The organism is Candidatus Blochmanniella camponoti, from assembly GCF_023585825.1.
In the GTDB taxonomy this organism is placed as follows: domain Bacteria; phylum Pseudomonadota; class Gammaproteobacteria; order Enterobacterales; family Enterobacteriaceae; genus Blochmanniella; species Blochmanniella camponoti.
In genome coordinates this window covers 123,024-135,903 of the sequence record NZ_CP097751.1, presented here as the reverse complement: position 1 = coordinate 135,903, position 12,880 = coordinate 123,024, and the positions used below count along the sequence as shown (strand labels likewise).

The following is a 12,880-nucleotide window of genomic DNA, read 5'->3' as shown; positions in this document are numbered from 1 at the left end:
AAAATTGTATATCTAATTAATTATTTATTTTTTTATTAATTGCATCATTTTTAATGATGGATCTGATGGCACTTTACGTACTTCTAATTCAATGCCATATTGATCTAATTTTTTAAAAGCTTCAATATCTGTGTTATTTACTGATATAGCATTATTTATTTGTTTTTTATCTTTATAAAAAGCCATTCCCCCAATATTTACTGAATTGATAGGAACGCCACCTTCAAAAAGACGTAAAACATCTGTAGGATTAGTGAATAACATTATAACTTTATCTCCGGCATATTTAGGATTATTGTATACACGTATAGTTTTATTGATATTTAGAACATGAGCAGTTATTCCAGGGGGAGTTACTTGAGTAAGTAAAGTTTTTCGGATCATATCTTGAGATACTTCGTCGTTTACTACTATGATGCGTTTAATATTGTATTCTTTAGCCCAACGAGTTACTACCTGTCCATGAATTAATCTATCGTCAATACGTGCTAAGCAAATGATCATATGGTTTTTGTTATTTTTATCTGATAATTTAGGTGTGGCGGTGTGTTCAGCAATATCTTTTTCATCGTATGAATGGTTGTGAGTTAAGGAGTGTTTTACTGATTTTATGCTTTCAGTACCAGATTTTAATGCTATTTGTATTAGTTCCTGAAAGGAATGGATATTGTCGCGTGCCATAAAAACTTCTATTAACATAGGGATGTTCACGCCTGTAACAATATCGTATTTTTCTTTATTTGACACGATACTGTGAGCGGCATTAAATGGGCTTCCTCCCCAAGTGTCCACCAAAAATAATACCCCAGCGCTTTTATTAAGATTTGATAGATGTGCATGATATTTTTCAATTAATATTTTAGTATTTTCTTCGGGTAATAGATCAACCCACGCAACATTTTGTTGTTTGCCTATGATCATTTCAGTGGTTTCAATCAATTTTTTAGATACAGAACCATGGGCTCCTAATATAATAGCAATAGTCACTACTCTTTCCTCTTTTTGTGTGTTTTTAACATTCCTTATTATTTTAATCTTTAAAATAATAAGGAATTGTTTTTAATGTTATGGTATATAGGTTAACATTGCTTTGATATGTAAAAGTAAAAATTGTATCACTATAATAGTTCGATTATTTTCTGATTTTTGTTTCAGTCAGTAGACAATATAGAATTAAAAGAAACTTAATGTACTGCAAAAAAAATAAACGAATATATTATACTGTCTTTTTTGTCATAATGATACATTATCTTTAATGTTAAAGTATTTATTTTCAATAATTTGAAGAGATATTTTGTGTCATCTGATAATAATGGTCTTATTATGTAAGTGATATCCACATAATTTATGGTAATACATAACATATTTTTAATTTTTATCAACACCCTCCTCTACACAAACTTGTATTTTGATCGTGTTTAATTTATTGCTGACAACTTCATTATGTAATCAGATATTTTAATATGTTTAATATAAATATGCCATGAGAAGATTTGTTATCTAATGTTCAATGGAGATTATCATGGAATTTTTAACAGACATATCAATGTGGATAGGATTCTTAACTTTAGTAATTTTAGAAATTGTACTTGGCGTCGATAATTTGGTTTTTATTGCTATTTTAACAGACAAACTTCCAAAAAAACAACGTGAACGTGCATGTATTATTGGGTTAACATTAGCATTAATAATGCGTATCGCATTATTATCTTTGATTTCATGGTTTGTTACTCTTACAAAACCATTGTGCAAAATTGCTACTTTTTCATTTTCTGGTAGAGATTTAATTTTATTATTTGGTGGCATATTTCTTTTATTTAAAGCAACTACTGAATTACATCAACAACTAGAACATAAAGTACATAATCACGCTAGTCGTGGATATGCTAGTTTTTGGGTAGTAGTAATACAAATTGTAGTTTTTGATGCTATTTTTTCTCTTGATGCAGTAATAACGGCTGTTGGTACAGTAGAGAATTTGACAATAATGATAATAGCAGTTGTTATAGCAGTAGTAATAATGTCGCTGTCATCTCGTTTATTAACTAGTTTTATTAATAGTCATCAGACTGTAGTAGTTTTATGTTTAAGTTTTTTATTAATTATTGGTTTGAGTTTAATTGCAGAGGGAATTGGATTTTATATACCAAAAGGTTATTTATATGTTGCTATTGGATTTTCGGTATTAATTGAATTATTTAATCAAATTGCTCACTGTAATTCCATGAAGGGTCAATCAACTAAATCAATGCGTGAACGCACAGCAGAAGCGATTATGAGGTTAATGGGTAATACAGCTCAATGGAACTTTGATACAGAGAAAAATTCTTCAGTTCTTTTATCAAAAACACATTTTGCTGAAGAGGAACGCCATATGATTACTGGAGTATTATCGTTAGCTTCACGTACTTTACGAAGTATAATGACTCCTCGAAATGAAATTTCGTGGTTAGATTCTCAAAAACCAGTGCAAGAATTATATTCTACGTTAATGAATACTCCTCATAATATGTTTCCAGTATGTAATGGTGAATTGGATCAATTAATAGGAATTGTTCGCGCTAAAGATTTAATGGCAGCTATTGCTAATGGCGAGCAGTTAGAAACACATGCTTCAGAAAATTTGCCCATTGTAGTTCCAGAAACTTTGGATGTCTTAAATTTATTAAAAGAATTGCGGCGTGCAAAAGGAAGTATGGTTGTTGTGTCTAATGAATTTGGTATTATTCAAGGATTAATAACCCCTTTGGATGTATTAGAAGCTATAGCTGGTGAATTTCCTGATGAAGATGAAACACCAGAAATTGAAATAATTAATAATGGGACAGGTTGGTTAGCAAAAGGTAGTATGGATTTACATGCATTACAACAGGCATTACAGGCTCATGATTTGGTGCATGTTTGTGATCATGTAGCTTCTTTAGCTGGTCTGTTATTATCCCGTTGTGACCGTATACCAAAAGAGGGTGATGTGTTAACAATTAATAGATGGCGTTTTATAATTCGAAAAATGATAGAGTATCGTATTGAATTAGTAGAAATAGAATGTCTTTTATTTTTTAATGATACACATTAATAAATAGAATTGTTAATGTACACATATATACGCGCAATACTATAAATTGTTGATTTAAAGTAATTATTTTAAATAAAATTTTTTTAGTAGCGGTAGCAATAAAGTAGAGATTTTGTCTTGCATTTCTTGATATTCTAGCTCTTCATCGCTGTCAAAAATAATACCGCTCCCTACTGAACAAAATAGATATTGTCTTTCAGCTAACATTGTTCTGATAGCAATGTTGGTATCCATATTACCACAACAACTTAAGTATCCAATACTTCCAGACCAAATGTTCCGGCGTTGTGGTTCAAGTTGTTCAATTAATTGCATAACTTGAACTTTTGGGGCTCCAATTATAGATCCTCCTGGAAAACATGCACGTAATAAATCACAAGCAGAAAAATTATTAGAAAGTTCTCCTGTAATGGTACTGATCATATGATGTACCCCTGGAAATGATTGGATATCAAATAATTTAGACACATGAATACTGCCAGGAACAGCTACTTTTCCAATATCATTTCTTAATAAATCAACAATCATTAAATTTTCTGATTGATTTTTTGTAGATTTAGATAATTTAATAATTTGGTGATAATCATCTTGCGCGTTTTTTAATCTAGGCAATGTACCTTTAATAGGTTGAGTTTTAATTTTTGTATTATGTAACTTCAGAAAACGTTCTGGAGATAAACTGAGTATACTTAATTTGTTTGGTAGTCGAATAAAAGCTGAAAAAGGTGCGTGATTATAATGTAACAAATAACGAAATGCTATCCATTCATCTCCTGTATATGGAGCAGAGAAACGTTGTGAAAGACATACTTGATAGCAGTTTCCTGAAATTATATGTTTTTGGATAGTATGGAATTTTTGTGCATATTCAGCTCGACTAATATTACTTTGCCATGGTTGTATGAGATTAAATGATGTATTAGAAACATGATTGTTATATATATGTTGTTGTTTATATACCCAATTTAATATTTGATTGGGATCATCGTGAGTAACAAGATAATTTTTGCAAAGTTTATGATCTGCAATGATCGCCCAGCGATATAAACCTATTGCCATATCTGGGAACGAGAGGTCTTGTTCTGCTAATTTTGGGAGTGATTCAATATATCTTGCGAGATCATATCCAAATACACCTAAAAATCCACCTTGAAATGGTAATTGACAATTATTTTCTGGTTTCATATTCATAATATGAATATATTTGTTTAATAAGATAAATGGGTCTGTATTATCAATTTGATGATTTTTACCATAAGAAATTGTAGTGATATTGTTGTGCGTTATTAATGTCAGCGTTGGATCAGTAACTAATATATCAAAACGACTATCTGGGTGTTTATTATTATGACCAGAATACAATAACATAGACCATGGTGTATTAGATAAAGGATCAAAAAGGTTCAGTATAGTATAAGGATGATAGGGTAATTCTATAAGATGCATTCCCATTTAAAAAAATGTTTCCTTTATGATTTTAAGAATATATATTGATTATGTATATAACATTTGATTGTTATTATTTTTAGAAAATGAAGAATATTTAAAATTTATGTCGTTGCATGTATCAGATTGAATTATTGTATATGTATTTTATTTTAGGATACTTTAAAAATTACATGATTAGTATATCTATACTGTTGTTTCGAAATACTTGATCATCATATCCTTGATATGATTAAGTATATTAATATAATTTTTAGTTTTAATCATTTTAGTTGGTTGATTAAAATTTTACATTTTATTATAAGTATTATATGTATGTAATACAGTTATAATTTTATTTTTATATAATTTCATTTTTTTATTTACGTGATATGTCTACTCGAATTTTGGCTTTTGATACTACCACTGAATTGTGTTCTGTTGCTGTAATGATCAATCATAGCATATATGATAATAAAATTATAGCCCCAAGGAGTCATTCAGAAAATATATTGCCTATGATTAATCAATTATTAATAGAAGTAGGTGTTGCCTTACAATCCTTGGATTGTATTGTATTTAGTAGAGGACCGGGTAGTTTTGCGGGAATACGTATTGGGGTAAGCGTTGCACAAGGCTTAGCGTTAGGAGCAGATTTACCGTTAGTAGAGGTATCTTCTTTGGAAGTACTAGCGCAAGGGGCTTGGAGGATTTTTTCCGTTAAACAAGTTATATCCACTATTGATGCGCGTATGGGTGAATTATATTGGGCTCGTTATCATCGAATGAGCGACGATAGTTGTTGGATATGTAGTGACAATGAGTCTATTACAAAGCCGGAAATAATTGTAAAAAAAATAATATATTCTGGTTCTCAGAAGCTACAGGGTAACTGGGCGCTTGTAGGAACAGGTTGGAATAACTATCCAATCTTGAAATGCATAAGAGTGCCTGGCGTGATTGGTTTAAAAAAGAGTGTTATGTCGCCTGAAGCACAGGATATGTTGCCTTTAGGCATATGTAGTTGGAGAAATAAAATATTTATTAATCCAAATCAGGTTCAACCTGTTTATTTACATAATGTAGTAGTTGTAAAGACAAATGATATCTAGTTTTTTAATAATGGCTGTCAATGATCTAATAATATTAGACGCCGCATATTGTAACGTTTTTACGTAAGTGTACATATATTTACTATATTTTGGAATTGTAGCATGATTATGTATAGAATTGTTTTGTAATATTAAGGTATAATTGTATCTTGTATTTTTTACTGTAATTTGGATTTTTGCAATAAAAATTTTTTTATTGGATGTTGATTAATAAAATAAGGAAATACAACAAAGTTGTTGTAATTTTATTTTGTTTTTATATGTCAATGTAATCTTCATTATTACCGAGAGAATAATGTTGTTTAATAATATTGATGTTTTTTAATTGAAAATTAGCATTAATTGTACCATTTATTGTGTTTCTTCATTAAAAAAAATTATCTTACATTTTAAAATAGATGTATTGTTGTCTTTTTTTTCTAACTGGATTGAAAGTATGCGTGGATTATGTATGTATTTGCTGATTGTTTGGACTAAATCTTTTTTTAATTGAGGTAAAAAATACGGGGTAAAATTATTTCTAATGTTATGTTCAGAAATAATTTCTTGTAGTCTTTTTTTAGCGATGTCGGCTGGTGTTTTTTTTCTAAAAAAAAAGAAATTTACTAATACCATAATAGTATTATCTCTTGAAAAATCGTTTAAAAAAATTGAGTTTTTTTTCTTCAATAAAGCGCAAAGGACATGGGTTGCCTAACAAACGATCTACTGTATCTGCATAGGCTTGTCCTGCGTGAGATTTTGAATCCAAAATAATTGGTTCACCTTGATTAGATGCTTTTAATACTGATTTATCTTCTGGTATAACACCTAATACAGGAATTCTTAATATCTCTATTACATCTTCTAAACTAAGCATATCTCCTCGTCGAACGCGGATAGGATTATATCGAGTTAGTAATAGGTGTTCTTTGATTGTGTCTATACCATTTTCAGAACGTTTAGACTTAGATGCTAAAATACCCAGTATGCGATCTGAGTCATGTACTGATGAAATTTCTGGATTGGTGGTAACAATGGCTTCGTCTGCAAAATATAGAGCTGTTAAAGCTCCGCTATCAATACCTGCAGGAGAATCACATATTATAAATTCAAAGTTCATTTTATTAAGATTATTTAATATTTCTTCTACTCCAACCCGAGTTAAAGAATTTTTATCTCGTGTTTGTGAAGCAGGTAAAATATATAAATAATCAGTGTGTTTATCTTTAATTAATGCTTGATGTAAAGTGGCTTCACCTTGAATGACATTAATAAAATCATACACTACTCTACGTTCGCATCCCATAACTAAATCAAGATTACGCAATCCAATATCGAAATCAATGACAGCGGTTTTTTTACCTTTACGTGCTAGTCCAGTAGCAAGAGCTGCGCTTGATGTTGTTTTACCTACTCCTCCTTTTCCTGAAGTAATAACTATTATTCGTGTCATAAACAAATCCTTATTGCAGGATACATTATAAATTTTGAATGATAAGCATATCGTCTTTTAAACTAAGTCTTACCGATTTACCTGAAAATTCTTTTGGAATTTGATCGCTTAGCCAATAACGCCCTCCAATGGATACTAGTTCAGGAGATAAATGAGTACAAAAAATTTGGGATTCTTTACTACCAGATGCACCGGCTAATACCCTTCCCCTCATCGTACCATAAATATGGATATTTCCGTCGGCAATAATTTCAGCGCCAGCGCTAACATTTGCAATAACAATTAAATCTCTGTTGCGAGCGTATATTTTTTGTCCAGAACGTATTGGTGTATTGATTAATTGTGTTTTAGAGATTATTGGAATGTTTTTTTGTAAGCATTCTGAAAAATATTTATATTGTACAGAGGTTCCTTGAGTAAGAATAGGTATTCCACTACGAATGATTATTTCTTTTAATTTGTTATCATGACAACAACATACTCCAACTATAAATAATCCAGCATCAGATATTGTTCGACACAGAGCATCCCAATTATTACAATAATTAAGATTACCAACGTTTATAACAACTGGGGTGTTTTTTAATAAAAAAAAGGGAGCTTTTTCTATTTTTTCTTCTAATGATCGACGAATTACCCCTACACACGTACTATAGACATGCATCACCAATAATGTAAAATTACTCCCTTTTATGCTAATAGACACATTGATTTTTCACAATTTAGATACACATATATATACTTATATGCAACATGATTATTTATGCGAACGTATGTTTATTTATTATTTTTTATGATTTATATATATAAATTTTTATTTTTTAAATTACAGAATACTATTACGTCTATAGTAGAATAGGCGAAATGATGATTTATCAATAAAAATTAATCAATGACCATACAGTGGTGCAATAACCATTGTAGTATAATGTATTTTATCGGCGTAGTAAATATGACATATTTAAAATTGTACGATATTAATGATTGTTTATTTTTATAAATTATCAGAACAACTATATTCTTTGTTAACATGAGATTAAGGCTACTATATTGTAATAGTATATTGGTAATATAATTTTTATTTTTTAAAATTTTAGATATTAATGGAATATATATACTTTATAAAAGTTTTAAAACAATAAGAAATACTGATAATAAATATTATTTCAGAAGGTATATATTATGTAGAGCAATATACATTTGCATTGGTTTTATTAAACAATATTTTTTGAATATAAATATATACTAGAATCGATCAGTATATTTTATATTGATTTTTTCAGTACGCACGAAATTAAGGTAGTAGCTGATCGCAATAAAGATCGATGATAATATATAATTTTTTGTTTTATGTATCAATAAGTAATACATGTGCTTACATGCAAAAATTGGTATAAATTTTATTTATATTCTATTTATTATTATATTTTTGGAGATCAATAATTTGTGATAGCGATACGAGTATCGCTATTATTAAGTAGTTAGCAAAAATTATAAGCATCCATTGAGATATTTCTAGCGATAAAAAGTACCATTTGTATTCAGCGCAATCACCATCAGCATCAAACATACTAGGCCACCACTTATTTAAAGGTAACCAATGAGGAAATCGGACAAATAAATCACACATGAAAAATGGGGATGGATGTAATTGAATATCAGTATATTCTTTAGCTAGCAACAATCCTTTCCAAGCGCTGTATATCCAAATTGGGATAGAAAAAAATCTTAAAGGAGTAAATGGAGCAATTGTTCCAACCAATCCAGCAATTCCTATGCCACATAAAGCGCATCTTTGGTAAACACATAACACGCAAGGTTTTATTAAAACAATGTGTTGTAAATATAAGGCTATTAACTCTAAAATAACAACGGTAAATATTAACAAAACCCAGCTTTTTCTAGTTTTAGAGCAAATATTTAAAAAATTCAACATAAATAATTACCTAAAATTAAAACAATTCAGATTGATGTATTTTGATATTTTTTAAAAAATAAAAAATTTGATATCATCAAATCTGTTGTGTATTCAAATTATTGTACATGATATATGTGTAATTACGTATACGTTTAAATCTTACTAAGATTATCAAATTAGAAACAATGAGACAAGTATAACAATTTAATTTACATTTATTTGCGGCCGATAGCATTGAAATATTAATATTTATAATCTTTCCAATGAAGGTTAATGGATAGTTTAGATTTATAGACGTTGTACATGATAATATTGTATATAATGTAAATTAATAAAATTTTTATAATTCTTATATTTTATTAATTCTTATTTATATGTCAAATATCCAATTAATAAGAGATGTTATTTGAGAATGCTGCAGAGATAACATCTCTTATTTGACAGTTATTAAACTGTTTTTATTTGATTTTAATCATTAATGAGACTACCTAATGCAATAGTTGAAATGTTTATCGGATAATATTATTTATGTTTTGTAATATATACACTTAAATCAATTACTTTGTCAGAGTAGCCTGTTTCATTATCATACCAAGATATTAGTTTAGCAAAATGATTATTTAATACGACGCTTGCTTGTGCGTCGAAAATAGAGATTAATTTTTCTCCGTTAAAATCGCTAGATACCACTTTTTCGTCAGTATATCCTATAATTCCTTTTAAGTTTCCGTAAGCAGCGTTTTTAATAACATCACAAATATTTTTATAAGAGGCAGATTTTTTTAAACGGACGGTAAAGTCAACAACAGAAACATTTGGAATAGGGACTCGGAATGATATTCCAGTTAATTTACCATCTAGCTCTTTAATAACTTTTCCTAATGCTCGTGTCGCTCCAGTAGAAGATGGAATAATATTTTGGTAAGCACCACGTCCACTTCTCCAATCATTATGTATTGGGGAATCGACAGTTTTTTGAGTAGCGGTAGTAGCATGAACAGTAGTCATTATACCTTCAATGATGCCAAAATTGTCATTAATAACTTTAGCTAATGGAGCTAAACAATTAGTAGTGCAAGACGCATTAGATATTATTTTTTCTCCGTTGTAGAGATGGTTATTAACTCCCATAACAAACATTGGTGTATCATCTTTTGATGGGGCTGTTAATACTACTTTACGTGCTCCAGCGAAGATATGTCCATGAGCTTTTTCTTCAGTTAAAAACATGCCTGTAGATTCAGTAACAACATCAATATCAAAATTTCCCCAATATAAGTTTTTTGGATCCTTTTTTGAGGTGTAGTGCACAACTTTATCATTAATGATTAGATGGTCACCATGCACACTAATTGTTCCTTTAAATCGTCCATGAGTTGAATCATATTTTAACATATACGCGATATGTTCAATGTCGAGCAAATCATTAATGGCGACAACATCTGCATCTTTTCTGTCTTGTACAGTTCTAAAAATAACGCGACCAATTCTACCGAATCCATTAATACCTATTTTAATACCCATATATTATATGCTCCTGTTGTAATTGTAATTATATGTTATGTTGTAAATTTTAAATGCAGACATGGAATGTTGTTTTATATATCGAGCTCTCAATAAGAATTATTTTAATAACTTAAAAGTAATGTGCGTATTTGATGTTTTGATATTTCATATATTACATATTAGTAACATGATAATATCATATCACTAATATGTAATATATTTAATTTTTGATAGTTACGTGTATTTTATAATTTATTACGATTTAATAATATAAATATATTTTTAGATTCTGTTGTTTATAGGTATTAAATTTAAATGAATTTATTAATGTGATGTTTTGTGATTGAATCATCATTTTGTAATTCTATAAGTATGTAAATAAAATTTTTATTATATATTATAATTGTTCCGAATAATCTAAATCAAGAGCATAACAATGTTTTGGATCATTCCACGAAAATTGCAGAATGTTAGAGTTATTTATTTTTATATTATTATTAACATTAATTAATGAAACGTAATGATTTAATAAATTCATAATTATATTATGAATAACTTTATTAGCTTGTTGCATTAAAACATCTATCCAATTTATTTTATTTTCGTACCAATTCAGTTGATATTCTTTTAAGTGAGCTAGTTCAATAGCTTTATTTATTGCGTCATCTAAATCTCCTATATTGTCAATTAATCCATTTTTTATTGCATCATAACCAAGCCATACATGTCCTTGAGCAATTTTATGGATATCTTCTGCAGTTTTACAGCGAGATTCAGCCACAGTGTTAATAAAATAATGATAGCTGGTATTTACATAAAGTTGCATCATGTTTATATATTCAGTAGGTAGCGGGGTAGTTATTGAAATATTTGATATAGGGGATGTATTTACTCCATCACTATGAATACCGATGGTGTCAAGAGATTTTTCAAATGTATTAATAATACCAAATATACCGATCGAACCTGTAATAGTACTGTTACTTGCAATAATAACATTGGCTGGCGTTGATATCCAATATCCGCCAGATGCTGCTATGCCACCCATAGAAACCACTACTGGTTTACCAGAATCTCTGACAGCTATTAATTCTAATCTAATTAATTCAGAAGCATTCACGCTTCCCCCCGGGCTATTGACGCGAAGTACTATTGCTTTGATTTTAGGATCAAACCGAGCGCTGCGGATTTTATGCGCTATAGTATCACCACCAATTGAACCTGGTATATCAGGTCCATCCACGATAGGGCCATTAATACATATTATTGCTATTTGGTTATCTTGTTTTGTAGGAGCTATAAGATTATAATCATACATGCTAATTGCATTAAATGAAGTGCCTTGTTTATTAGATCCAAATATTTCTTTCATCGTATTTTCTATAACAAAATGGGATGCGATTTCATCGATCCATTTATTTTTGAGCGCATAAGCTGCAGTGTCGCCTTGCATTTGATGCAATTCATTTAATATATTATTAATTCCTGGAAAAATTGCCTGTGTTGTTGTGTTACGATTAATAGATATTATTTTTAAATATTGATCCCATAAACGATTTACCAATTTTGTTTCTTCATGTCGTACATGATCAGACATGTGATCTTGAATAAATGGTTCAACGGCAGATTTATATGCACCTACTCTAAAAATATGAGTATTAACTTTTAAATTATCTAATAGAGATTTATAATATAATTTGCTGGTAGAAATTCCTCGTAAATCTACAAATCCATGTGGTGTGAGATAAATTTTATTGGCATAACTAGCGAGCAAATACTGTGATTGATTGTAATAATCAGAAATAGCATAAATTGGTTTACCAGATTCTTTGAATTCACGTAATGCTTTACCAATATATTCTAATGATGTTTGATTGCTTCCATAAAAGTTTTTTAATGATAATATTAATCCAGTTATATGTGGATCATTTTTGGCTTGACGTAATATATTAATAATATCAAATAGCGAGTTTTCTTTAGCATTTGATCTATTTGTATTTAATAAATGTTGACTGAATTTCTGAAATTTACTGTATGTCACTGGTTTATCTACAATAATACCAGAAAGATCTAGAATTAATGCAGAGTAATTTGATAATGAGGCAGAAGAATCACGTAAATTTAAATATACTCCCACACTAATCATAATGAAAATTATGAAAAATATATTTATTATTACTGTTCGTATTAGATATAGTGTACGCACGCTATATCTAAGTATTTTATAAATGATTTTCCATATATTCTGAATGAACGATTTTATCATTAAAAACATTATACAATATCCACATGAACTTTGTATTTTCACACTTAAATCGAATTGGGTATCACACAATACGCACAAATTAAATGAAAATTATGAAATTTTCATGATTTTATTAATTTTTACACATATAAAAATTAAAGAT

The 12,880-nt window shown here is 29.1% G+C and carries 10 protein-coding genes; 2 read left to right on the top strand and 8 right to left on the bottom strand.

All coding sequences use genetic code 11. The features are described from left to right. Positions 1-24: 24 nt before the first annotated feature. A complete protein-coding gene (gene manX, locus M9394_RS00570; protein WP_250250086.1) occupies positions 25-987 on the bottom strand; it encodes a PTS mannose transporter subunit IIAB in 963 nt (320 codons plus the stop codon). A gap of 535 nt (positions 988-1,522) precedes the next feature. On the opposite strand from manX, the gene M9394_RS00565 reads away from it, so the two are divergent. Next, positions 1,523-3,076, top strand: a complete 1,554-nt coding sequence (locus tag M9394_RS00565; protein ID WP_250247350.1) for a TerC family protein — start codon at positions 1,523-1,525, stop codon at positions 3,074-3,076. 63 nt (positions 3,077-3,139) lie between these two features. On the opposite strand, the gene pabB is transcribed toward M9394_RS00565, so the two are convergent. Next, positions 3,140-4,528, bottom strand: coding sequence for an aminodeoxychorismate synthase component I (gene pabB, locus M9394_RS00560; protein ID WP_250247351.1), 1,389 nt, complete (start codon positions 4,526-4,528; stop codon positions 3,140-3,142). A gap of 365 nt (positions 4,529-4,893) precedes the next feature. Between pabB and tsaB the strand changes: the two genes are divergently transcribed. Next, positions 4,894-5,613 carry a tRNA (adenosine(37)-N6)-threonylcarbamoyltransferase complex dimerization subunit type 1 TsaB gene (tsaB, locus tag M9394_RS00555; protein ID WP_250250083.1) on the top strand — a complete coding sequence of 240 codons (720 nt, stop codon included), beginning with the start codon at positions 4,894-4,896 and terminating at the stop codon, positions 5,611-5,613. A 351-nt stretch (positions 5,614-5,964) separates the two neighbouring features. Here the strand turns inward: tsaB and minE are convergent, their stop codons facing one another. The 6 genes from minE to sppA form a co-directional block, all read right to left on the bottom strand. Beyond that, positions 5,965-6,228: a cell division topological specificity factor MinE gene (minE, locus tag M9394_RS00550; RefSeq protein WP_250247354.1), complete on the bottom strand. Its 264-nt coding sequence runs from the start codon at positions 6,226-6,228 to the stop codon at positions 5,965-5,967. A gap of 7 nt (positions 6,229-6,235) precedes the next feature. Continuing rightward, positions 6,236-7,048, bottom strand: coding sequence for a septum site-determining protein MinD (gene minD / locus M9394_RS00545; RefSeq protein ID WP_250247355.1), 813 nt, complete (start codon positions 7,046-7,048; stop codon positions 6,236-6,238). Between the two features lie 25 nt (positions 7,049-7,073). Next, positions 7,074-7,712 carry a septum site-determining protein MinC gene (gene minC / locus M9394_RS00540; protein ID WP_250250270.1) on the bottom strand — a complete coding sequence of 213 codons (639 nt, stop codon included), beginning with the start codon at positions 7,710-7,712 and terminating at the stop codon, positions 7,074-7,076. Between the two features lie 747 nt (positions 7,713-8,459). Beyond that, positions 8,460-8,984, bottom strand: a complete 525-nt coding sequence (gene dsbB, locus M9394_RS00535) for a disulfide bond formation protein DsbB (RefSeq protein ID WP_250247356.1) — start codon at positions 8,982-8,984, stop codon at positions 8,460-8,462. A gap of 504 nt (positions 8,985-9,488) precedes the next feature. Then, positions 9,489-10,490 carry a type I glyceraldehyde-3-phosphate dehydrogenase gene (gene gap, locus M9394_RS00530; protein WP_250250081.1) on the bottom strand — a complete coding sequence of 334 codons (1,002 nt, stop codon included), beginning with the start codon at positions 10,488-10,490 and terminating at the stop codon, positions 9,489-9,491. Between the two features lie 379 nt (positions 10,491-10,869). Continuing rightward, positions 10,870-12,723, bottom strand: a complete 1,854-nt coding sequence (gene sppA, locus M9394_RS00525; protein WP_420022166.1) for a signal peptide peptidase SppA — start codon at positions 12,721-12,723, stop codon at positions 10,870-10,872. Positions 12,724-12,880 lie beyond the last annotated feature (157 nt).

Excerpts from the sequence above, each read along its gene's own strand:
- minE (WP_250247354.1), bottom strand. The coding sequence starts at position 6,228 with ATGGTATTAGTAAATTTCTTTTTTTTTAGAAAAAAAACACCAGCCGAC.
- minD (WP_250247355.1), bottom strand. The coding sequence starts at position 7,048 with ATGACACGAATAATAGTTATTACTTCAGGAAAAGGAGGAGTAGGTAAA.
- tsaB (WP_250250083.1), top strand. The coding sequence starts at position 4,894 with ATGTCTACTCGAATTTTGGCTTTTGATACTACCACTGAATTGTGTTCT.
- M9394_RS00565 (WP_250247350.1), top strand. The coding sequence starts at position 1,523 with ATGGAATTTTTAACAGACATATCAATGTGGATAGGATTCTTAACTTTA.
- dsbB (WP_250247356.1), bottom strand. The coding sequence starts at position 8,984 with ATGTTGAATTTTTTAAATATTTGCTCTAAAACTAGAAAAAGCTGGGTT.
- minC (WP_250250270.1), bottom strand. The coding sequence starts at position 7,712 with ATGCATGTCTATAGTACGTGTGTAGGGGTAATTCGTCGATCATTAGAA.
- pabB (WP_250247351.1), bottom strand. The coding sequence starts at position 4,528 with ATGGGAATGCATCTTATAGAATTACCCTATCATCCTTATACTATACTG.
- gap (WP_250250081.1), bottom strand. The coding sequence starts at position 10,490 with ATGGGTATTAAAATAGGTATTAATGGATTCGGTAGAATTGGTCGCGTT.